The organism is Aurantiacibacter arachoides (genome assembly GCF_009827335.1).
In the GTDB taxonomy this organism is placed as follows: domain Bacteria; phylum Pseudomonadota; class Alphaproteobacteria; order Sphingomonadales; family Sphingomonadaceae; genus Alteraurantiacibacter; species Alteraurantiacibacter arachoides.
Window position 1 is genome coordinate 2,771,302 of sequence record NZ_WTYH01000001.1, and the last position, 22,185, is coordinate 2,793,486.

Below are 22,185 nucleotides of genomic sequence, written 5' to 3' on the forward strand. Positions count from 1 at the left end.
CCTTAGGCCTGCCGGCATCCCAACGAATCTACGGAAAAAAGTACAACACCATGCATCTGAAAGAACTGAAACAGCGGACGCCGGCGGAGCTCGTCGCCATGGCCGAGGAATACGAGGTCGAGGGCGCCAGCACCATGCGCCGGCAGGACCTGATCTTTGCCATCCTGCGCGAGGTAGCCGAAGACGGTGAGGAAATCCTCGGCATCGGCACGATCGAGGTATTGCAGGACGGCTTCGGCTTCCTGCGCAGCCCGGAGGCCAATTATCTCGCCGGACCGGACGACATCTACGTCAGCCCCAATCAGGTCCGCAAATGGGGCCTGAGGACAGGCGATACCGTCGAAGGGGAAATTCGCGCGCCGAAGGATGGCGAACGATATTTCGCGCTGACCAAGCTGCTCAAGGTCAATTTCGACGATCCCGACGCCGTGCGGCACCGCACCAATTTCGATAACCTGACCCCGCTTTATCCCGATCAGCGGCTGGTGCTCGACACCGTCGACCCGACGGTGAAAGACAAGTCGGCCCGGGTGATCGACCTCATCAGCCCACAGGGCAAGGGCCAGCGCGCCCTGATCGTCGCCCCGCCGCGCACGGGCAAGACCGTGCTGCTGCAGAACATGGCCAAGGCCATCACCGACAATCATCCCGAGGTTTTCCTGCTGGTGCTGCTGGTCGACGAACGGCCTGAGGAAGTCACCGACATGCAGCGTTCGGTGAAGGGCGAGGTCATCTCCTCCACCTTCGACGAGCCGGCGCAGCGCCACGTGCAGGTTGCTGAAATGGTGATCGAAAAGGCCAAGCGGCTGGTCGAGCACAAGCGCGACGTGGTCATCCTGCTCGATTCGATCACGCGTCTCGGCCGGGCCTACAACACCGTGGTGCCGAGCAGCGGCAAGGTGCTGACCGGCGGCGTCGATGCCAACGCCCTGCAGCGGCCCAAGCGCTTCTTCGGCGCAGCGCGCAATATCGAGGAAGGCGGTTCGCTTTCCATCATCGCCACCGCGCTGATCGATACCGGCAGCCGTATGGACGAGGTGATCTTCGAAGAATTCAAGGGCACCGGCAACTCGGAAATCGTGCTCGACCGCAAGGTGGCCGACAAGCGCATCTTCCCCGCGCTGGATGTCGGCAAGAGCGGCACCCGCAAGGAAGAGCTGCTGGTCGACAAGGACAACCTGTCCAAGATGTGGGTGCTCAGGCGCATCCTCATGCAGATGGGCACCATCGATTCCATGGAATTCCTCCTCGACAAGATGAAGGATTCCAAGAGCAACGCCGATTTCTTCGCGACCATGAACCAGTAAAGCAAGGCTTCGCCTGTACGCGGAGCCTAGCGGCCTGTGCAGGCGAAGCTATCGGGCCGGGCGCCTGCCCAGTCCCGCGCGTATGGCGTCCCCTCGGGCTCGGCAAGCAGTTCCCCGGGTTCGAGGAAGCGGTAGATATTGTCGATGGTGTCGGACCGTGCGCTGTTCCAGCGTTCGGAGATATGGCGCGGCTCGATCTGCCATGGTGTGTCGAGGCCCATCGCCACAACCATCTCGCGCAAGGCGTGCAACGTGTGGCGCTGGAAGCGGGTGACCCGCTCGGCTTTGGTGGGAACCACCAGCCCACGCTGGCGAGTAGCGTCCTGCGTGGCCACGCCGGTAGGGCAGCGATCCGTATGGCACTTCATCGATTGCACGCAGCCCAGCGCGAACATGAATGCCCGACCAGCGTTGCTCCAATCTGCGCCCAGACCGAAGTTCATCGCCATCCCCGCGCCAGAGTGCACCTTGCCCGCAGCGCCGATCCGCACCTTGTCTCGCAGGCCGGCGCCTACCAGCGCGTTGCGCGACAGGATCAGGCCTTCGCGAAGCGGCATGCCGACCCGGTTGGAGAATTCCACCGGCGCCGCCCCCGTTCCGCCCTCCGCCCCGTCGACGATGATGTAATCAAGCATGATGCCGGTCGATCGCATCGCTTTCATAATGGCAAAAAGTTCGTGCGGCTTGCCTATGCACAGCTTGATTCCCACCGGTTTTCCGCCCGAAAGCTCGCGCAGTTGGGCTGCCCATTCCAGCAGACCCACTGGGGTAGAAAATGCCGAGTGGCCGGCGGGTGAAATACAGTCCTGTCCTACCGGCACGCCCCGGGCCGCAGCAATTTCCGCGGTTACCTTGGCGCCGGGAAGCACGCCGCCGTGGCCCGGCTTTGCTCCCTGGCTCAGCTTTATCTCAACCATCTTGACTTGGTCGATCTGCGCGCTGTCCGCAAATCGGGCTGGATCGAGCCGCCCGTCTTCGGTGCGACAGCCGAAGTAGCCACTGCCAATTTCCCATACCAGATCGCCACCGTGCGAGCGGTGATAGCGCGAGAGGCCACCCTCACCGGTGTCGTGATAGAAATTCCCTGTCGCCGCACCCTGGTTCAGTGCCGAATGGGTGCGCATCGAGCTGGCCCTTGCTGCGGGCATAGACGAGTGCGCGCTCGTCATGATTGAATGACCGGCCCTCAAGATCGCCTTCGACGATAAAGGATCGCAGGTACGGGCGCATGTCCTCCATCAGCCAGCGCACGCGCGCCAGTAGCGGATAATTGCGCCTCAGGGTGTGCTTGCGTTGAAAGAAGTCCCACAGCGCCAGCAACAGCAATGGTATTGTCAGGGCCAGCCCCCAGCGCCACAGGCCATCAGCCCACGCAAGCAGCACTGACAGGACGAGCAATGCGGTTGGTGTTGCGAACCGGGTGATGAGCCGCGCCGATTCCCGCCAGTTCGCGTGGTTCTCCATCAGTGTCGCTTCCGACCGCAACTGGCATAGGCGTTGCAGTAGTTGGAAATGCGCGTCGTGTAGCTCATATAAGGCTCCCGCTTGGCGTTCAGCCTGAATACGCGGCAGGCCATGAAAGGTGTCCCCAGATGAAACTCAATATAGAGATCGACTGCACCCCGGAAGAAGCGCGCCAGTTCATGGGGCTGCCCGATGTCGAGCAGGCAAACGCGATTTACGTCGACACCATCGCCAACGCGATGAAAGGGGTGAGCAACGCCGAACAGCTGGAGCAATATGCCAAGCAGCTGGCGCCGATGGGTCAAATGGGGCTCAAGATGTTCCAGAGTTTCGTGGAAGGTGCGAGCAAAGGCAATGCGGCATCCTCACGCCGATCGCGCGGCGAGACGGACGACTGATCCCATCGGCCATGGATACGATCTTCGCCCTGTCGAGCGGCGCGCCGCCCGCGGGTATCGGAATTATTCGCATTACCGGGCCTCAGGTCCGCACGGCGCTTGAAACGCTCGCCGGCCGGGTGCCGCATCCCCGGCAGGCTACTCGCGCGGTCTTCCGTGATGGTCTTGAAGATCCGATCGACGATGGGCTGATCCTCTTCTTTCCGGGGCCGAAGTCGGTCACCGGGGAGGATCTTGCAGAATTTCACTGCCATGGCGGACGCGCGGTCGTGTCAGCGATTGAGATTGCGCTTGGAAAAATCGCTGGATGCCGGAGGGCACAGCCTGGCGAATTCACCCGTCGGAGCTTTGCCAATGGACGGATCGATCTGGCAGAGGCTGAAGGGCTGGCAGATCTTCTGTCTGCCGAAACCGAGATTCAGCGACGCAGTGCCATGCAGATGGCAAGCGGCTCGTTGTCTCGTAAAGTAGACGGATGGCGAGAGCGTGTCCTGGGTCTTTCGGCGCAAGTCGAAGCGGTGCTCGACTTCGATGATGAGGACGATATCGCCGGTTTACCTGCAGCCTTCGTGACTGACTTGAATGGCTTGTATGCTGATATAACCGCCGCGCTGGACACCCCGAGCGCCGAGATGTTGCGTGAGGGTTACCGGGTCGCTTTGGCGGGCCCGCCAAATGCGGGAAAGTCCACGTTGTTCAACGCGTTACTGGATAGTGATGCCGCCATAACCTCCGATGTTGCTGGCACCACGCGTGATGTTCTCACGCAGTCTTTTGCGCTGGGTGGCGCGCCTTTTATCTTGATCGACATGGCTGGCCTGCGACTGGCAGGCAGCGATCCAATTGAGGTCATTGGCATCGAGCGTGCCGAGCGAGAAATAAAGCGGGCTGATTTGGTTCTCTGGCTTGGTGAGGAAGGGGCCGGTCCGGAAGGCAGTTGGGAGGTCGACGCCCAATGCGATCGTAGCGACGTCGTTCGCAAGCGCGATGCAGACTTCATACTTTCAGCGCTGACCGGAGCGGGACTAGCCGAATTGAAGAGGGCGCTGATCAAGCGTGCTCGCCACTCCATGCCAGCGCCAGGTATGACCGCTCTCAATGCCCGACAACGCAACCTTTTGAACTCGGCCAGCTCATCTCTCGACGCCGCACAGCACGAGGGTGATCCTCTCCTCATAGCCGAGAACCTGCGACAATCCAGAGCAGCATTCGATGCTCTCGTCGGCCGCACCTCAACGGAAGATGTGCTCGACAGCCTTTTCAGAAGATTTTGCATCGGGAAATGAGATGTTCCACGTGGAACATCGCGATCCAGCTTGCTTTGACTAAACTTTCGCTACGCCTTAGGTGAGTTACCGTGATGGTGAATTTCGATCTTGTGGTTGTCGGGGGCGGGCACTCCGGGTGCGAGGCGGCAAGCGTCGCAGCGCGAATGGGTTTGACCACAGCGCTTGTCACTTTCGATAGGACCACTCTGGGTGCAATGAGCTGTAATCCGGCCATAGGCGGACTGGGCAAGGGTCATCTCGTTCGCGAGGTGGATGCCTTTGATGGTTTGCTTGGCCGCGCCGCTGACGCAGCAGCGATCCATTACCGGATGCTCAACCGTTCCAAGGGCAGTGCTGTCCGGGGACCGCGCCTACAGGCGGATCGTAACCTCTTCAGAAATGCTGTTCAGCGAATGCTGGCAATGCAAACGAACCTCACAGTTGTCGAGGGTGAGGTTGCATCGCTCATTCTAACGGGCGAGCGCGTCACAGGGGTAGTTCTGGCGGACAATTCTGAAATTTCAGGGCGCGCAGTGATCCTCTGTACAGGTACATTTCTGGGCGGGCGATTATTTCGTGGCGAGGAACGTTTCGAGGGCGGGCGGATAGGCGAGAACGCTGCGCATCGCTTGGCTCAACAAATGCGCGCGGCAAATTTACCCATGGCGCGTCTGAAGACCGGTACACCTCCGCGACTTGATGGTAGGACCATCGATTGGGCCAAGCTGGAAGAGCAGCCTTCCGATACCGACCAGTGGACGATGTCTCCGCTCACCCGCGAGCGTAGCAATCCGCAGGTGTTCTGCGCCATCACGCGCACAAATACGCGCGCTCACGATATCGTCAGCGCCAATCTTGACCGCTCCCCCTTGTTCAGTGGAGCGATCGGTGCGCAGGGGCCGCGGTATTGCCCTTCGATCGAGGACAAGATCCATCGCTTTGCCGGTCGTGACGCGCACCAGGTCTTTCTCGAGCCTGAGGGCCTAGACACGCACCTCGTTTACCCAAACGGCATCAGCACGTCACTGCCCGCCGACGTGCAGCTTTCCATGCTTCGTCAAATGGAAGGGCTGGAGGCCGTGCGCATGGAAGTGGCCGGGTATGCTGTTGAATACGATCACATCGATCCTCGCGCATTGACGCCTGACCTAGAGGTGAGGGCCATGCCGGGGCTGTACTGCGCGGGACAAATCAACGGTACGACGGGATATGAAGAGGCGGCCGCGCAAGGCCTATGGGCAGGGCTGCATGCAGCTAGTGCCATCAAGAACCGCTCGCGACCGGCGCTTGATCGCGCCAATAGTTACATGGCAGTCATGGTCGATGATCTTACCTTACACGGGGTGAGTGAGCCCTATAGAATGCTGACCGCTCGGGCCGAATATCGGCTCCGTTTGAGAGCGAACAATGCGTCTACGCGCCTGACCCCAATTGCCATCGAGGCGGGTTGCGTGGATGGCGACCGGGTGAGCTGGTTTGAGAATCTCCAATCGCAGACCGACGCGTGGCGTGCATCCTTGAATCACACCGTCAATGCACGAGAATTGCACGATCGCGGCCTGCCGGTGAACCGTGATGCTGGGAATCGGTCCATTGCGCAATGGTCTTCAATACCCGAACTAGACATCGATCAGCTTGCTGACTGGCTGCCGCCGCACGACTCGGCACAGCGCGAATTTATTGAGGAACTTGCGGAGGACGTATCCTACGCGCCGTACGTTGCTCGCCAAAACGCCGAGCTCGCTGATCTGCGAAGAAGCGCGGAAATAGTTTTGGGCGACCGCTTTGCATTCAGCGACGTTCCGGGGCTTTCGAACGAAATGGTCGAGCGGCTCAGTGAAGCCCGGCCAAACAACCTTGCAGCCGCGGGCCGCGTACGGGGCGTGACGCCAGCCGCCTTGGCGGCGCTTCTGGTACATGCAAAGCGGCATGTGCGGCTCACATGATCGACTCCGAAGAGCAGGCTCGAGAATTCTGCAAACGCATTTGCGGCATGGAAAAGACTGCGATGGGCAAGCTGGAGCAGTTTGTATCGCTTCTTCGCGTTGCGAATTTAGAGCAGAACCTCGTAGCGACAAGCAGTCTTGACGACGTATGGCAAAGGCACATTGCAGACAGCCTTCAGCTTCTCGACCTTGTTCCACGTGAAACAACTAATTGCTTGGATCTTGGAAGTGGGGCTGGCTTTCCGGGTTTGGCCCTAGCAATCGCTCAGCCAAATATTTCGATAAAGCTCGTGGAGTCGCGCAAACGGCGAGTTTCTTGGTTGAACGATGCCATCGAGCATCTCGGCCTCACGAATTGTCGGGTAGAAGGCTCCCGTCTGGAAACTTTGCGGACGATGCCGGTCGAGGCGATTACGGCAAGAGCCTTTGCCCCGCTGGATAGGTTACTTCGCGTGGCCGGGCGCTTTTCCGCTCATTCGACCGTATGGTTGTTGCCCAAAGGACGCTCAGGGGTGCAAGAACTTGCAGAGCAGCCGCTGGCGGTTCGTTCAATGTTTCACGTGGAACAATCAAAGACGGATCCGGCCGCAACGATCCTCGTCGGCAAAGGAAAGATTGGCCAGAAATGATCGTCATTGCCATCGCGAACCAAAAAGGGGGGGTCGGCAAGACCACGACCGCGATCAATATTGCGACCGCAATGGCGGCTAGTGGTTATCGTACGCTTCTTATCGATCTTGATCCTCAGGGAAACGCATCGACGGGGATAGGGGTGGGGGCTTCGGTCCGCGAAGCGTCGAGCTACGATGTGCTCGTCGATCAGGCCCCAGTGTCGCAATGCCTTTCGCCGACGACCATTCCCGGGCTCGACTTGCTCGCGGCCACCGTCGATTTGAGCGGCGCGGAAATCGAACTCGTTGGGGTGGAGAACCGGACTTTTCGTTTGCGTGAGGCTTTGGATCAGCACCGCGGCCACGACGTTGCTTTTATCGATTGCCCACCGTCCCTGGGCTTGCTTACCCTCAACGCGCTGTGCGCAGCCGATACGCTGCTCGTCCCGTTGCAGTGCGAATTCTTCGCGCTCGAGGGGCTTAGCCAACTGTTGCATACTGTCGAGCAGGTGCAGCAGCGTTTCAACTCCGAATTGGGTATCATCGGCATCGCCCTTACGATGTTCGACCGGCGCAACCGGCTTACAGACCAGGTCGCCGACGACGTCCGGGAATGCCTCGGCAGCCTGGTATTCGATGCCGTGATCCCCCGCAACGTGCGCCTGTCCGAAGCGCCCAGCCACGGTCTGCCTGCACTCGTCTACGACCAGTCCTGCACCGGCAGCCGAGCTTACATGGCCCTGGCGCGTGAATTGATCGGCAGGCTTCCGCAGGAGAGGGCTGCAGCATGAGTGATAACACCAACGAAACCAACGAGGTGCGTGCGCCAGCCGGCAGGAGGAAACTCGGCAAGGGGTTGGGAGCTCTTCTTGGAGAAGCGCGCCGCGAGGAGCCGGTAGCGGTACAACGCGCGGGTTCGGACGCGTCTGGAGAGGCCGATCACGCGTCAACGCCCCCACAAGGCCGCGCAGATGGGCTGGCCAGCCTCGCCATTGCCGACATCGAGCCGCATCCCGACCAGCCGCGGCGTCATTTCGACGAGGACGCTCTGGCCGAGCTCGCGGCGTCGATTGCCAGCCGGGGCGTGATTCAGCCGGTCATCGTCCGCCCGCTGCCCAATGGGAAATATCAGCTGGTAGCCGGCGAGCGCCGGTGGCGAGCGTCGCAAAAGGCGCAACTGCACGAAATCCCCGCGCTGATCCGCGATCTGGCCGAACGTGACGTGATGGCGCTGGCGCTGATCGAGAATATCCAGCGCGAGGATCTCAATCCGATAGAAGAAGCGCGCGCCTATCAGCGCCTTTCCGAATTCGAGGACATGACGCAGGCGGAAATCGCTGGCCTTGTCGAGAAATCGCGAAGCCACGTCGCAAACTTGCAGCGCCTGCTGTCTCTTCCTGCGGACGTGCTGGACCATATCGAGTCGGGGCGCCTCGACATGGGCCACGGTCGCGCGCTGATCGGTCTGGATAATGCATCGACCCTGGCCACAGAGGCAATTGCCAAGGGATTGTCCGTTCGCGAAGTCGAGAAACTGGCGCGCAAGAGCAAGGGCGGCGATGGGCCCGTTCGTCGTCAGGCGAGGCCGTCCCGCGATCCCACCCAAGATGCCGACATCGCCGCGGTCGAGAACCATCTCGAAGAATTTCTCGGTCTGCCGGTCAAGATCGCTACGGACACCGATCCCCGATCAGGTGCGGTGACCGTCCGGTTCCGCACCCTCGATCAACTTGACCTTATTTGTCAGAGGCTTACCGGCGGCGGGATCTAGATAAGCGTGCAGCCGCCGGGTAGCAGCGCGCGACTTTGGATCAGGAACCCGGTTCGATCGGGGTGAGCTTGCCTGCTTCCTGCACGGGGCGGCGAACGACCCGACGCGCGCGCGGACGCGGGGCAGGCGCTGCCTCCTCGATCCCGATGATCTCTTCCGTCACCACCGTGCGGCAGTCGCTGCCGTGGCGATGACCGCGTGTTCCATGGGAGGCAACCGGCACAAGCATCATCTGCTGGCCATAGCCTGCCGAACCGCTCACTTCGTATCGGCGCAAGTAGGCGTCGCAATAGCGATCGGCCCACATTTCGTCGCGTGAATGGTAACCGTCCCCGTCCGAATCGATTGCGGAGCCGACAGCCGCACCTGCAAGTCCGCCAAGGCCCGCGCCGATAAGCGTACCGGCCGTGCGGTTGCCGTCGGCCACGCGATTGCCGATGACACCGCCAGCCACCGCGCCCAGCAGTCCGCCAGCGACGGCACCGTTGCGGTTCCGGCGGCCATAGTATCGCTCATCGTCGTAGCCACCATCATAGTAGCCGCTGCCCCCAGACATCAGCAGCCGGCAATCCGACAGCCAGGCCTCGCGTTCCATCAGGGTGTACCCCAGACGGCCGTCGGGCGAGGCGGGCAAATCGCGCGGATCGCGGTAAGCGCCCCGGCCATCGTGCGCATCCGCATGATAGGTGCCTTCCCATTCGCCCTCGTACCGTTCCGAGTTCACCCACTGGCCGTCCCAGTCGCCCTGATAGCGTCCATCGTAGCCATAAGGGTCAGGTGCGACATCGGCTTCGAACACGACCGGATCATCGCTGTACGTCACGTCCTGCGCGGAGGCAGCGGACACTGCACCAAGGGAAGCGATGCCAGCAAACAGCACGGCGATTCGAGTGGTCATGGTGGCAAATTCCCTGTTCCGGATGGGGCTGATTACCCGTTAACCAGGAATTTACCTTAATTTTCCCGCGAGCGAATGCAGTCCGGTGGCAGTGTCCCGTTTCAGGGCAGGGAATGTGCGCTGACTTAAATGCGGGACGAAAGCATATCGGCCAGCGCCTCGATTCCGTCCCGGTCAGCCGCGTCGAACCGGGCAAGGCTAGGGCTGTCGAGATCGATCACCGCCACAACGTCACCGTCCCGCATCACGGGGACCACAAGTTCGGACTGGCTGCGCGCGTCGCAAGCGATGTGGCCGGGAAAGGCGTGAACGTCTTCCACCAGCTGCGTCTTGCCCTGTGCAGCTGCCCCGCAGACCCCGACCCCCACGGGTATGCGAATGCAGGCCGGGCGCCCGGCGAACGGGCCCAGCACGAGCTCGCCTTCGACCATGCGGTAGAAACCCGCCCAGTTGCAGTCATCCATCCAGTCGCCCAGCAGCGCGGCGACATTGGCCATGTTGGCAACGGCATCAGGCTCGCCCGCGGTCAGCGCTTCGGCAGCCTGTACCAGGGCACGATAGAACTCCGGCTTGGAGTCGGTGGCATCGGGTTTGAAATCGAACATCTCCCGCCTCTAGCCGCCAAATCGATTGCCGCAAAGCGCCGCTCATCGTATCGCTGCAGGCCATGAGCACCCTCAAGAAGATCCTCCTCGCCCTGCTGGTCCTGCTCCTTGTCGGCGCGGCGGTGGTATGGTGGATGACCCGTCCGGTCGAAGCGACGATCCCCCTTGAAGAGACGACCGGAACGGATCCCACGCTGGTCGAACCCGATCCCCAGACGTTCCCCACCGTCGGCGTGGTGGAGCCCATCGGCTGGGATGAAGGAGAGACGCCGACGGCTGCGGATGGCCTCGTCGTCAATCGCTTCGCCGACAATCTGGAACACCCGCGCGTCATCCATACCCTGCCCAACGGGGACGTGCTGGTAACGCTGACCAATGCGCCCGATCGCCCGGTTTCGGGTGGCTGGCTCACGAACCTCGTCGCCAGCTTCCTGTTCTCCAAGGCCGGCGCGGCGGTCCCATCTCCCAACCAGTTGGTGCTGCTGCGCGACGCGGACGGCGACGGCGCGGCCGAAGAACGCCATGTTTTGCGAGAGGCCGACCTTTCCTCGCCGTCGGGCATCGCCTGGGCGGACGGGAAGCTCTACGTCGCCAACCACGATGCGGTGCTGCGCTTCGACTACGCACTGGGCGACAATGCCGTCACCGGCGCGCCCGAAAAGATCGCGGACCTGCCCGCTGCCGGCAACCACTGGATGCGCAACCTGTTGCTCAGCGACGATGGCACGCGGCTGTTCGTTGCCGTGGGATCGGCGTCCAACATTGGCGAAGGCGGCATGGCGATCGAGGAGAACCGCGCCGCGATCCACGAACTGTACCTGCCCAATCTTTCAGCCCGCCTGTTCGGCGCGGGTCTGCGCAACCCTAACGGCATGGCGATCAACCCGTGGACCGGCGAGCTGTGGACCACGGTGAACGAGCGCGACATGCTCGGATCCGACCTCGTGCCAGATTACATGACGAACGTGCCCATCGGGGCAAATTACGGTTGGCCGTGGGTCTACTACGGGTCCGTGGTGGACGAGCGGGTCGAGGCACCGATGCCGCGCTTCCTGACCGACTATTCGCGCACCCCCGAATATGCGCTTGGCGCGCACGTCGCGGCGCTGGGGCTGGTGTTCTCGGCCGAAGGCAACCGGATGGGCATGGGGCAAGGCGCGTTCATTGCCCGGCACGGTTCGTGGAACAGGGTGCCGCAGTCGGGTTACGACGTGGTATTCGTCGCCTTCGATGATCGCGGCAACCCCACCGGCAAGCCGATGCCGGTGCTTACGGACTTCCTCGTCAACGACGAGCAGACCCGTGGCCGCCCGACCTGGCTCGCCTGGGATCGCACCGGCGCTCTGCTGGTGAGCGACGATACCGCCAACATCATCTGGCGCGTGCAATCGCCCGGCGCTGCTGCCGGGCCGGCCATCCAGCGCAACCAGGGGGAGCGACTGCCGCCGCGACGCCAGCTGCAGGGCGATCCCCGCAGGGCCTTCGAAGAAGGCGCGGTGCCCATGACCGACGTGATGTAGTCAGAGCCGGCGACCGGCGCGCCCGGCAATTTCGATGATATAGTGCCATGCGGTGCGGCCCGACAGCGCCCCGCGCTGCCTGGCCCAGGCCAAGGCCTCCGCCTCGTCCAGTTGTAGCCCATAGGCCCGGGCATAGCCCCGCAACATGGCAAGATAGTCATCCTGGCTGGCAGCGTGGAAGCCCAGCACCAGGCCGAACCGATCGACGAGGGCGAGCGCATCGTCGATTGCGTCGCGTGGATGGAGCGGATCGGCCTGTTCGCCCGCCTCGCGGACAACGATCGCGCGGCGGTTGGAGGTGACCGCGATGCGCACGTTCGTGGGCCGGGCCTGGACCCCGCCATCGAGCCAGCTGCGCAAATGGTGCGGCGTCACGCTATCGCCTTCGGCAAACCCCAGATCGTCGAGGAACACCAGAAAGTTGCGCTCGGCGCCGGCTAGCTCCGTAAACAGGGCGGGCAGGGAGGAGACAGCGTCGCTGGCAACCTGCACCAGCGCGACCGGGGCGCCCGCCGCCTGCTGCTCCATGATCGCCGCGCGCAGCAGGGCCGACTTGCCCATGCCGCGCGCGCCCCACAGCAGCATGTCGTGCGCTGCCGCCCCATTTGCCAGACGCGTGACATTGCCAACGACGGCTTCTTTCTGCCGCTCGATCCCCCGCAGCAAATCGAGCGCCGGAGCATCGATGGCATCGACGTCTCGCGCCCAGCTCCCGTTCCAGATATAGGCCGGGTGGGCCAACCACTCAGTGGCTGGCGGCGCGGGTGGCGCCATTCGCTCCATCGCGGCGGCCATGCGGGCCAGCAGTTCGGCGTGGTCTTGCATCGACTGACGGGCTACAGGCGCGAGCCATGAGCGACAAGAGCTTCACCGTGGCACAGGCGGTCGCGCACCTGCGTGCAGGTGAACTGGTGGCGATTCCGACAGAGACGGTTTACGGCCTGGCCGCACGGGCAGACAGCGCCGAGGCGGTAGCGAAAATCTATCGCACCAAGGGCCGCCCTGATTTCAATCCGCTGATCGTTCACGTCGCCTCGCTCGCGATGGCGCATCGCATCGCCGTGTTCGACGATCGGGCAGAAGCGCTCGCCTCGCGCTTCTGGCCAGGACCGTTGACGCTGGTTCTGCCCCTGCGCGACACCGCGGCCATTGCGCCGGCGGTCACCGCAGGGCTCGCCACCGTGGCCTTGCGCCAACCTGCGCATCCCGTGGCAGCCGAGGTGCTGGAGGAGCTTGGCATCCCGCTTGCCGCGCCATCGGCCAATCGCAGCTACCGGCTCAGCCCGACCCGGCCCGAACACGTGCGCTCGTCGTTCGGAAACGGCTCCCCACCCGTGCTCGATGGCGGGGAATGTGCGGCGGGGCTGGAATCGACGATCGTGGCCCTGCGGCCCGGCGGGGGATGGGCGGTCCTGCGTCCCGGCCCGGTGAGCGAGGAGGCTTTGGCAGCGCACCTTGGTCCGCCGGAAAAGTCGCGCGGCGCGACTATCGAGGCACCGGGCCAGCTGGACCGGCATTACTCTCCCGGCAAACCTCTGGGGCTCGATTGCATTGCCCGGCCACCCGGCGCCTACATGATCGGTTTCGGAGAAATGGCGGGCGATGTCAGCCTGTCACCGTCGGGTGACCTCGCGGAGGCCGCCGCGCGGCTTTATGCCTGTCTGCACCTTGGGGCAGCTTCGGATTGCGCCACGATCAGCGTTGCGCCGATCCCCCGCCATGGCATGGGCCGCGCCATCAACGACCGTCTTTCGCGAGCGGCCAAGAGCTAATCGTCCTCCGGCTCCACCGGGATGGTGGGCAAAAGCGCCTCGATTTCCGCCCGGAGCGTTACCGCCTCGCGGCAGGCGCGGTCGCTGCCGTCCAGGCAATCGTCCTGCAATTCGGCATAGTCGTTCTCGAGCTCGGCCAATCGCTGCTCCCGCCGGCGGATTTCCCGTCCTCGCTGTTCGTCGGCTTCGGACTGGCTGACGGTGGCAAGGTCGACCGCGCGGCTGGCGATGCGCACCGGCGCGGTGACGACGTCGACCGCTGCCCTCGCAAGGCACCCTTCCAGCGACAGGGCCAGTAGCGGGGCGAGGATCAAGGCAGTGCGCATGGTGGATCTTCCGGCTTCCTGGTGATGCGGACTGTCAGCATGGACCTGTCGGGATGAGTGAGCAATGAACTCCTTCGAGGTTGCCATTCCGCTCGCACGGAACCCCAATCTTAACGCGCGGCGATTTCCCGGCCGCCGCATAGGAGAGCGCCCGACCCCAACGACTGCACTTCGCATCGCGCGTTGCCGTTTACCGTTACCTGTCCCGAACCGACGATGGTGGCGTCCACCGCGCCGTCGGTTGAAAAGGTGGCATCGCCCGAGCCGGCCACGTTTACGTCGGCACTGGTGACCTGCAGGCGCGCCATATCGGCAGATCCACTGCCGGCGATGACGAGGTTCAGGGCACCCGCGGTTCCGGCGAGGGTGGCGCTGCCGCTTCCGCCGATCACCACGCTGAGGTCGCTGGCGCTTGCCGACTGCACATCGAGGGTGCCCGAGCCGCCGATCACGACATCGGCATCGTCCGCGAGCCCGAAACTGGTCAGCGTTCCCGATCCGCCGATAACAAGGGTCGATGGCGCAGGCATGGTGATGGTGACGGTGGCGACGTCATCGTCGTCCCATTCACCGTCCGCCCGCCCCACCACGAGGGCGTCGTCCTCGATAGCGAAACGCATACGGTCCTTTGCGGGCTGGCTGCCGTCCACCGTGACGGCGAAGCGGGCGCCCTCTACGATGACCACCCGGTCCGCCCCGCCAAGCACCACGCCGGCTGGCATGGCACCGGCGGTTTCCAGCTGGGCGAGCGGCACGCCGTCGAAGGCTGTGTGTGAAATCGCCCGGTCATCGATCTCGCATCCGCCCAGGCCGATGGCGGCGATGGTGCCCAGCACCAGCGAAACAGTGTCTTGCAGCGATATAGTCATGGTCGATCCCCCGTTGTGTATTGGCCTGACAATACGCCAGGCACGAACAATCGCCAACGCCGCCGGTCGAGTGGCAATGTCGGTTCGCGGAAAGGCCACGTAAAAAGGGCCGCTCGCACCCGGCGAACGGCCCCTTTTTTGCCAAGCCACAAAACCGATCAGGCTTCGTCGGCGGTATCGTAATACTGCGGGGCGTGCTCCTTGAGCACGTCGAGGATCTTGGTGAGCGCGGTCGGCTCGTCCGTCTTCTCCATGGCTGCCAGCTCGCGGGCAAGGCGGCTGGAGGCCGCTTCGAAGATCTGCCGTTCCGAATAGCTCTGCTCGGGCTGGTCTTCCGGGCGGAACAGGTCGCGCGTCACCTCGGCGATCAGCACGATCTCGCCGGAGTTGATCTTCGCTTCGTATTCCTGCGCCCGGCGGCTCCACATGGTGCGCTTCACCTTGGGCTTTCCCTTGAGCGTCTCCATCGCCTCCTTCAGCGTCTTGTCGCTCGACAGCTTGCGCATGCCGATCGATTCGACTTTGTTGGTGGGAACGCGCAGCGTCATGCGCTCTTTCTCGAACCGGAGCACGTAAAGCTCCAGCTGCATCCCGGCGATTTCCTCGTTCTGCAATTCGATAACACGGCCCACGCCGTGCTTGGGATAGACGACATAGTCACCGACTTCGAATGCGGGGGCGCTAGCCATAAAACAATCCTTTCCGTGGAAGGTCCCGACCATCGCAACCTGCACGACTTGCCCTTCGCCGCCGCGCGACGATTGGAACATCATGCCTGTGTTGGGACGGGGGACCTGCCTTCCTAATCCGCCTGCAGCCGATCACGACCGACAGTCGAGCAAGTATATAACAGATGCGTAACATAAAAGCCACCCGCATGGTAATACGCTAGGCGAGCGGATCAGGTGGTCGCCACGCTCCGGGCAAAGTCATGTTCTGCGGGTGCGTTCAATTCGGCGCCGATGATCAGCACGTAGGCGCTGAGATAGAGCCAGGTGAGCAGGACGACGACCGCCCCCAGCGAACCGTAGGTCGCATCGTAACTGCCGAAATTTGCCACGTACAGGCCGAAGCCAAGCGTAAGCACTGCCTCTGCGCCGGCGAAGAAGACGGCTCCCGGAAGCTGGCGACGTGCGGGGGGCGGGCTGCGGTCAGGACCGAAACGATAGATCAGCCATGCCCCGCCCATCGCCGCGGCGAAGACGATGGCGTAGCTCAGGACCTTGGCGATGGTGCTTTGCAATAGGCCCGTCGCCGCCAAGGCGCCGCCGACCAGGACGAAACCCGCAATTGCCGCCAGCGTCATGGCCAGGGCAAGCAGGTTGCGCTTCACGAAGCTGCGCGAATCGGTGAGGTCATAGGCGATATCGAGCGCGACAATCAGCGCGCCTGCCCCATTGCGTGCGCCGAACAGCGCCACCGCCAACGCTGCTACCAGGCCCAGCCCGGCGGTCCCCGTCGCCGACGTGGTGGCGGTTTCCAGTTGTTCGACGATCAGCTGCGCTGCGGCCTGCGGCAAAACGCCGGCCAGCGTGCGGGCGTGCTGCGCCACCGTTTCGGCATCGGCGACGAGACCGTAGATGATGACCATTGCGCCCAGCAGCGGCACGATGGCGAGGAAGGCGTAGTAGGCCACGCCGGCCGCAACGATGCCAGCGTTGTCCTTGCCGGCCTCGGCAAAGGCAATCTTCAGCGCATTGAACCAGCTTTGCCGGGGTTGGGGCGAGGCGCCCTTGCGGTCAGCGTGGGGAGGGGGCGAAACGCCCACCTAGTCGCCCTCGCCCGGCTCCTCGGAGAAGAATTTCTCGAACTTGCCATCTTCGCCCTTGTGCGCATCGGCGTCGGCGGGCGGATCCTTCTTCTCGGTGATGTTCGGCCACTCGGCGGAAAACTTGGTGTTGATTTCCAGCCACTTCTCCAGCCCACCCTCGGTATCCGGCAGGATCGCCTCGGCCGGGCACTCGGGCTCGCACACACCGCAATCGATGCATTCCGACGGGTTGATGACGAGCATGTTCTCGCCTTCGTAGAAACAGTCGACGGGGCACACCTCGACGCAGTCGGTGTACTTGCACTTGATGCAGGCGTCGGTAACGACGTAGGTCATGGTGCGATGAAATCCCTTCGCATGGCACTTTGATACTGCGCTTAGGTCAACCGGGCCGGGCGGGTCAACCAGTTGCGCTCGCAACGGACGAACGCATGACAGGAGTGCTGGGGCTTGAGCGGCATATTTGGCATCCTTCGATGGGATGGCGGCGCAATCGATGCCACCATGCTCAAGCGTATGGGCGCGACGATGCGCCATCGCGCCCCGCACGGAACAAGAACTGAAACCGCTGGGCCAGCGGGCATGGGTCATTGCTTCACGCGTATCTATCGCGAGGACTTGCTCGATCGACAGCCGACATGGGACAGCGCTGGCGAGGTGATGCTGGTAGCGGCGATCCGCCTAGATAATCGAGAGGCACTGGCTGATTGCATCGGTGTTGCGGCAAGCGATCTGGCGGAGATGTCCGACAGCGCTTTGGCGCTCGCCGCCTATCAGTATTGGGGCGATAGCTTTGTCGAGCACCTGCTGGGCGATTTTGCCATTGCAATCTGGGATGGACCCACACGCCGTCTCCTGCTGGCACGCGATCACATGGGGACAGCGACACTTGTCTATCATCACGGCCCCGGGTTCCTTGCCTTTGCCAGTGAGCCCAAGGCACTGTGGGCGATAGACGGCGTACCGCGCTCGATCGACGATGACGGTGCAGCCATGTTCCTTATTTCGGCGCGCGACCCATCGAGCCGTCGTACGCTTTACACAGGCCTGGACAGTTTGCTGGGCGGTGAAATAATGGTGGCCGACCGAGGCGGTGCAATCAACATCCGCCGTTATTGGCAGCCACGGGCCGATCCGCGCCATGTAGGGCGTGACGAAGCTTACTACATCGCCGCTTATCGCGAAGTGTTGGGAGAGGCGGTCGCGTGCCGCGTACGTCGTCTGATCGACCCGCCAGCAGTGGCCTTTTCAGGCGGGTTTGACAGTACCGCGATCGCCGGGCTTGCATCCCCGCTGGTCGAACAAAAAGGGCAGCGAGTTATCGCAGTGGCTTCCGCCATGCCTGCGGAAATGCCCGGCTATCGCGGCGATGCGCGCAAGTGGGTGGAGGCGTGCCGGCGCAAGCTGCCGCAGCTCGATATACGTTATGTCGATCGCTCCCGGATCGATCCGCTTCAGGGGTTCGATCGCGCACTTGCCACCTATGACGGCGTTCCCACCCCGTTCTACCACGCTGACTTGGCAATCGGCCGAACGGCACGGGAGTCAGGCGCGCGGTTGATGATGGATGGGTACTTTGGCGATCAGACACTCAATCCACGCGCGGCCAATCGCCATACTGCCCTGTTGCGCGAGGGAGCGATCCTGCGCCTCTGGCACGAGGTCGGCGAATACGCCAAGCGCTTCGGGCATTCTCGCTGGCGCCTTCTCGCCCGGGCCATCCACCACTCTCTTCCGCCACCGTTGCTGCGGTTAGAAGGGCTGCTCAGGCGCGGTTTCGCTCCGGTTTGGGGGGGCGTTCCGGTCAAGCACCGCTTCATCAACGACGCTGTCGAGCGTGGCGCCGTAGCGCCCGAGTGGGGCCGTCTTCGCCATTATGAACCCGGGCGCCGGCTTTCCCGGCAGGCGCATCTGCAGCGGGCTCAAGGAGTCACGATCGCTCCGCACCTGGAGATGGCCGCCTGGGCGCACGGCGTCGCGACCACCCGACCTTTCGCAGACAAGCGCGTGGTCGAATTGGCGCTGGCCATTCCGGAAGAACTGCAGGTTCGTGACGGCCGCAATCGCTGGTTGGCACTTCAAGCGCTGGCAGACATTTATCCGCCCGAATTCGTCGGGAAGAGCTCAGCTAACGATCATCGCGCGCCGGATTGGGACGATCAGTTTCCCGGCACACTCGCGACGCTTGCGGCGTGGGCTCAGCAAGCCAGGAACGACCCGCGTACGGCGCGGATGATCGATACAGAAAAGGCTATGGCGACGCTGATGGAGCCGGGCAAATTCGATGGACGCAAGGCAGCGGCGTATGGTGCTTTGTCATTCGCCCGCTACTTCGCGTGGTTCGAAGGCAGAAACTCGAACGGCGCCTGACTTAGGAGGTACTGCCGAGGCTATCGTAAGGGGTTTCGCTCGTGTTTCGATTAACGGGGCCGTTAATTTCGGCGCGATCGAGATCGATCACCCGGGGGGTGGTGTAAGGCTTCAGATCCATTGCGCAAACTCCCTGAAATTTGGCTTCCTGCAAATGGACGCCTTGCTCGCTAATATCGTGGCGGAATTCTCTGTCCACACAATCCGCGCATATCCTTGCGAATCTTGGCGACTATTGCGCCTCCCGGTAATGCCTCTGCGCCTCTCCGGCCGGGCCGCGCCTGATCGGGAGGGCATCGATTGCGATCAGCCGGACACCGCGAGGCAATGGCAGCGTCAGGACATCGCCGGCCTTGATCGCACAATCGGGCCGCATCACGCGTTGGCCATTCAACCGCATGTGCCCCTCAAGGATCCACCGCTGCGCCACGTTGCGGCTCTTGGCGAAGCGCAGGCGGCACAGCAACAGGTCGAGCCGCATTCAGCTTTTCTTGCCGAACAGTTCGGCGAGGCCCGCCAAGGCCTTGCCCGTGGCGGGGCCGGCTGGAGTGGGCCTGTCGCGCCGGTCATCGCGGCGGTCATCACGGCGGCCTTCACGCCGGTCATCGCGCTGTGGTGGATTGCCGTGGTTTTTGCTCCTGTCGCCCCCCGGCTTGCCTTCGCTCTTTGCCCCGGACTCGTTACGGCGGGGCGTGCGGGGTCCTTGCGCGGATGTGGCCTTACGCTGGCTCCTGTCACGGTCGGGCGCCTGCATGCTGTCCTTGCGCGGGGCGCGCCAGGTCCACACAGCTGGGCGCGGCGGGCCGAACATTCCCTCCGCGAGCGGCGCCTGTTGCCCTTGCCGAAAGCCCGCATCCCGCATCAGCGCGCGGAAGCTTTCGGGCAACAGCCCCATGCTCGTCGCCAGCGCGCTATCGACGATAAAGCCGTTCCTGCTGCCCCTGGCGCGCCCTTCGTGCGCGGCGCGGAACAGTTTTTCGGCCATGTCCACCCGGATCGCCTGCTTGCCGGCATGACGATAGCCGGCGGGCAAGTGCCGACCGCCCTCGATCACCGCTTCCATCCCCTCGCGCACCGGTCGCCGGTCCAGCCCGAGCGCGAGCAGCAAGCGGCGCGGGCCGGGCTTGAGCAAGGCGGGCACGAACACGTCGAGCGAACCGATCGCGACACCCAGATTGCGCAGCAGCGGCCGCTTTTCCTTCGGCACGTGGGCGAGCCCTGCCTCCTCCCGCCGCACCATGCCGGCCCGATCCGCCAGCGTCAGCAACAGGGCGCGCACCTCGGTGCCGGCTTCGGGATCGGTGGCGGCAATTTCCAGCGCGGCCAGCGGGGCCAGCGGGACGAGCTTATCCGCCAGCCATAGTTCCAGCGCTTCACCCAGGCGGGCCTTGTGCGCCGGATCGAGCTGGCCCAGTTCCCTGGCCACCACGACGCGCGGTCGCAGCACCGACTTGCCGCGTTCCAGATCGGCGACCTTCTGCGCGCCGCGCACCAGCGCACCGTCACGGATTTCCAGGTCGCCCAGCTCGTCCGCCACCAGTTTCTGCGCCTTGGCCGCGAGCAGTTCGGGCATGTGGCGTTCGGCGGCGGCCAGCATCAGCTTGCGGTCTTCCACGCTGGCATCGGCGTCCACGACGAAGCGGAAGCCGTCCAGGTGCCCGATGGGCTGGCCTTCGACCGTCACCCGGCCATCGTCTTCAAGTTTCACGCGCAAGAGCCCTCGATCCTTTCCCATTCCGCGCATCAGTACAGCGGTTCGGCGATTGACGAAACGTTCGGTGAGCCGCTGGTGCAGCGCATCGGAAAGTGTTGCCTCGGCGGCGCGGGCGCGCGCGGCCATTTCGTCACGGGCAAGAACCCAGTCGGGCCGCTGGCAGATGTAGGCCCAGCTGCGAATGGCGGCGAGCCGACCCTGCAGCGTGTCGATATCGCCCGCGGTGCGCCCCAGTTCGTCGATCCGCGCCGCAACGTAATCAGCACCGATGTGGCCCTCGCGAAGGTCCGCCCACAGTCGCGATACGAAGCGCGAGTGCGCGTCCGCGCCGAGCTGGCGGAAGTCCGGCAGTTGGCAGGCCTCCCAGAACCGGCGGACGAGCCCCGGCCCGCGGACGCTTGCCGCCAGGTCGGGTTGTTCGGCCAGGCGCCTGAGCACTGCGAGGTCGATCGCTTCGGGAGCGGGCGCCAGCTGTTCCTCGTAAGGTTTCGCCTCCAGGTCGCCGATCAGCGTTGCCAGCGTATCGAACCGCGGGTTCGGCTCGCGCCAGTAAAGCTTCGTCAGCGGCGCGAAACGGTGCTGTTCGATCGCGTAGACTTCCTCGTCGGTGAATTCGAGCGTCCCTCCACCTCCTCGCCCTCGCCCGTCACCTGCCCCTGACAGCGTGCCAAAGGTGCCATCGGTCTGATGGCGCCCCGCGCGCCCGGCGATCTGCGCCATTTCAGCAGGGTGCAGGCGCCGCTGGCGCACGCCGTCATACTTGGAAAGCGAGGCAAAGGCGACGTGGTGGACATCGAGGTTCAGGCCCATGCCGATGGCATCGGTAGCGACGATGTAATCGACCTCGCCGGACTGGAACAGGGCGACCTGCGCGTTGCGGGTCTGCGGGCTCAACGCCCCCATCACCACCGCCGCGCCGCCGCGAAAGCGCCGCAGCAGTTCGGCCACCTGGTACACCTGCTCCACGGAAAAGGCGACTACGGCGGAGCGCGGCGGCAGGCGCGACAGCTTGCAGGCGCCCGCATGGCTGAGCGTGGAAAAGCGCGGCCGGTCCTCCACGCTGGCTTCGGGGACCAGCGCCCGCACCATCGGCTCCAGCGTCGCGGAACCCAGCAGCATCGTCTCTTCCCGGCCGCGTGCATTGAGCAGCCGGTCGGTAAAGATATGTCCGCGCTCGCGATCGGCGGCGAGCTGCGCCTCGTCGAGGGCAACGAAGGCGCGGTTTCCGCCGTCCCTCGGCATGGCTTCGGCCGTGCAGAGGAAATAGCGCGCGTCGGGCGGTTCTATCCGCTCTTCCCCGGTGATGAGCGCGCAGGCCGCATCGCCCTTGATCGCGCGGACCTTGTCGTAGACCTCGCGCGCCAGCAGCCGCAGCGGGAAGCCGATCGCCCCGGACGAGTGGCCGCACATCCGCTCTATCGCGAGGTGGGTCTTGCCGGTATTGGTCGGACCGAGCACGGCGCGCACTCGGCTGTCGGTTCGATTTTCCGCCCGGCGTTCAGATGGTCGCTGTATCACGATAGCGCAGACATGGCGTGTGCCGGGGCGACACGCAATGGCCACTCGTTTCGTCGC

20 protein-coding genes and 1 pseudogene are annotated in these 22,185 nt (G+C 63.6%); 10 read left to right on the forward strand and 11 right to left on the reverse strand.

Annotated features, from left to right (window positions below; genetic code table 11):
* Nucleotides 1-50: 50 nt before the first annotated feature.
* Nucleotides 51-1,307, forward strand: coding sequence for a transcription termination factor Rho (gene rho, locus GRI62_RS13625; protein WP_131451263.1), 1,257 nt, complete (start codon nt 51-53; stop codon nt 1,305-1,307).
* Between the two features lie 26 nt (nt 1,308-1,333).
* Here rho and GRI62_RS13630 read toward each other — a convergent pair.
* A pseudogene (locus GRI62_RS13630) lies at nt 1,334-2,771 on the reverse strand (FMN-binding glutamate synthase family protein).
* A 128-nt stretch (nt 2,772-2,899) separates the two neighbouring features.
* Here GRI62_RS13630 and GRI62_RS13635 point away from each other — a divergent pair.
* From GRI62_RS13635 to GRI62_RS13660, 6 genes are all read left to right on the forward strand, one after another.
* Nucleotides 2,900-3,169 carry a DUF6489 family protein gene (locus GRI62_RS13635; RefSeq protein ID WP_131451264.1) on the forward strand — a complete coding sequence of 90 codons (270 nt, stop codon included), beginning with the start codon at nt 2,900-2,902 and terminating at the stop codon, nt 3,167-3,169.
* A gap of 11 nt (nt 3,170-3,180) precedes the next feature.
* Complete coding sequence (gene mnmE, locus GRI62_RS13640; RefSeq protein ID WP_131451265.1) at nt 3,181-4,455, forward strand: tRNA uridine-5-carboxymethylaminomethyl(34) synthesis GTPase MnmE; 1,275 nt, start codon at nt 3,181-3,183, stop codon at nt 4,453-4,455.
* Nucleotides 4,456-4,529: 74 nt separating this feature from the next.
* A complete protein-coding gene (gene mnmG, locus GRI62_RS13645; RefSeq protein WP_131453656.1) occupies nt 4,530-6,383 on the forward strand; it encodes a tRNA uridine-5-carboxymethylaminomethyl(34) synthesis enzyme MnmG in 1,854 nt (617 codons plus the stop codon).
* Nucleotides 6,380-7,012 carry a 16S rRNA (guanine(527)-N(7))-methyltransferase RsmG gene (rsmG, locus tag GRI62_RS13650; protein ID WP_131451266.1) on the forward strand — a complete coding sequence of 211 codons (633 nt, stop codon included), beginning with the start codon at nt 6,380-6,382 and terminating at the stop codon, nt 7,010-7,012. Before mnmG ends, rsmG begins: the two co-directional genes overlap by 4 nt.
* The gene (locus GRI62_RS13655; protein ID WP_131451267.1) at nt 7,009-7,785 is read left to right on the forward strand and encodes a ParA family protein; all 777 of its coding nucleotides are present in this window, start codon (nt 7,009-7,011) and stop codon (nt 7,783-7,785) included. The genes rsmG and GRI62_RS13655 overlap by 4 nt, the downstream gene beginning before the upstream one ends.
* The gene (locus GRI62_RS13660; RefSeq protein WP_131451268.1) at nt 7,782-8,765 is read left to right on the forward strand and encodes a ParB/RepB/Spo0J family partition protein; all 984 of its coding nucleotides are present in this window, start codon (nt 7,782-7,784) and stop codon (nt 8,763-8,765) included. The genes GRI62_RS13655 and GRI62_RS13660 overlap by 4 nt, the downstream gene beginning before the upstream one ends.
* 40 nt (nt 8,766-8,805) lie before the next feature.
* Here GRI62_RS13660 and GRI62_RS13665 read toward each other — a convergent pair whose 3' ends face one another.
* Together GRI62_RS13665 and GRI62_RS13670 are read right to left on the reverse strand one after the other, a co-directional pair.
* The gene (locus GRI62_RS13665; RefSeq protein ID WP_131451269.1) at nt 8,806-9,663 is read right to left on the reverse strand and encodes a glycine zipper domain-containing protein; all 858 of its coding nucleotides are present in this window, start codon (nt 9,661-9,663) and stop codon (nt 8,806-8,808) included.
* A gap of 125 nt (nt 9,664-9,788) precedes the next feature.
* Nucleotides 9,789-10,268 (reverse strand): GAF domain-containing protein, encoded by a 480-nt coding sequence (locus GRI62_RS13670; RefSeq protein ID WP_131451270.1) that lies wholly within the window; start codon nt 10,266-10,268, stop codon nt 9,789-9,791.
* Between the two features lie 62 nt (nt 10,269-10,330).
* On the opposite strand from GRI62_RS13670, the gene GRI62_RS13675 reads away from it, so the two are divergent.
* A complete protein-coding gene (locus GRI62_RS13675; RefSeq protein ID WP_131451271.1) occupies nt 10,331-11,788 on the forward strand; it encodes a PQQ-dependent sugar dehydrogenase in 1,458 nt (485 codons plus the stop codon).
* Here the strand turns inward: GRI62_RS13675 and GRI62_RS13680 are convergent, their stop codons facing one another.
* Nucleotides 11,789-12,613 carry a DUF815 domain-containing protein gene (locus tag GRI62_RS13680; RefSeq protein ID WP_131451272.1) on the reverse strand — a complete coding sequence of 275 codons (825 nt, stop codon included), beginning with the start codon at nt 12,611-12,613 and terminating at the stop codon, nt 11,789-11,791. It lies immediately after the preceding gene.
* A 26-nt stretch (nt 12,614-12,639) separates the two neighbouring features.
* On the opposite strand from GRI62_RS13680, the gene GRI62_RS13685 reads away from it, so the two are divergent.
* Nucleotides 12,640-13,560, forward strand: coding sequence for an L-threonylcarbamoyladenylate synthase (locus GRI62_RS13685; RefSeq protein ID WP_131451273.1), 921 nt, complete (start codon nt 12,640-12,642; stop codon nt 13,558-13,560).
* Here the strand turns inward: GRI62_RS13685 and GRI62_RS13690 are convergent.
* From GRI62_RS13690 to fdxA, 5 genes are all read right to left on the reverse strand, one after another.
* Nucleotides 13,557-13,886 (reverse strand): hypothetical protein, encoded by a 330-nt coding sequence (locus tag GRI62_RS13690; protein ID WP_131451274.1) that lies wholly within the window; start codon nt 13,884-13,886, stop codon nt 13,557-13,559. The genes GRI62_RS13685 and GRI62_RS13690 overlap by 4 nt on opposite strands.
* Before the next feature lie 110 nt (nt 13,887-13,996).
* Nucleotides 13,997-14,755 (reverse strand): head GIN domain-containing protein, encoded by a 759-nt coding sequence (locus tag GRI62_RS13695; protein ID WP_131451275.1) that lies wholly within the window; start codon nt 14,753-14,755, stop codon nt 13,997-13,999.
* 158 nt (nt 14,756-14,913) lie between these two features.
* Nucleotides 14,914-15,444, reverse strand: a complete 531-nt coding sequence (locus tag GRI62_RS13700) for a CarD family transcriptional regulator (RefSeq protein WP_131451276.1) — start codon at nt 15,442-15,444, stop codon at nt 14,914-14,916.
* Nucleotides 15,445-15,656: 212 nt separating this feature from the next.
* Nucleotides 15,657-16,523, reverse strand: coding sequence for a YihY/virulence factor BrkB family protein (locus GRI62_RS13705; RefSeq protein ID WP_131451277.1), 867 nt, complete (start codon nt 16,521-16,523; stop codon nt 15,657-15,659).
* Nucleotides 16,524-16,862 (reverse strand): ferredoxin FdxA, encoded by a 339-nt coding sequence (gene fdxA, locus GRI62_RS13710; RefSeq protein ID WP_131451278.1) that lies wholly within the window; start codon nt 16,860-16,862, stop codon nt 16,524-16,526.
* A 114-nt stretch (nt 16,863-16,976) separates the two neighbouring features.
* On the opposite strand from fdxA, the gene GRI62_RS13715 reads away from it, so the two are divergent.
* Nucleotides 16,977-18,896 (forward strand): asparagine synthase-related protein, encoded by a 1,920-nt coding sequence (locus tag GRI62_RS13715; protein ID WP_131451279.1) that lies wholly within the window; start codon nt 16,977-16,979, stop codon nt 18,894-18,896.
* 232 nt (nt 18,897-19,128) lie between these two features.
* On the opposite strand, the gene GRI62_RS13720 is transcribed toward GRI62_RS13715, so the two are convergent.
* Together GRI62_RS13720 and GRI62_RS13725 are read right to left on the reverse strand one after the other, a co-directional pair.
* Nucleotides 19,129-19,377 (reverse strand): S4 domain-containing protein, encoded by a 249-nt coding sequence (locus GRI62_RS13720; protein WP_131451280.1) that lies wholly within the window; start codon nt 19,375-19,377, stop codon nt 19,129-19,131.
* Nucleotides 19,378-22,128, reverse strand: coding sequence for a helicase-related protein (locus tag GRI62_RS13725; RefSeq protein ID WP_373283009.1), 2,751 nt, complete (start codon nt 22,126-22,128; stop codon nt 19,378-19,380). It lies immediately after the preceding gene.
* Nucleotides 22,129-22,185: the final 57 nt, after the last annotated feature.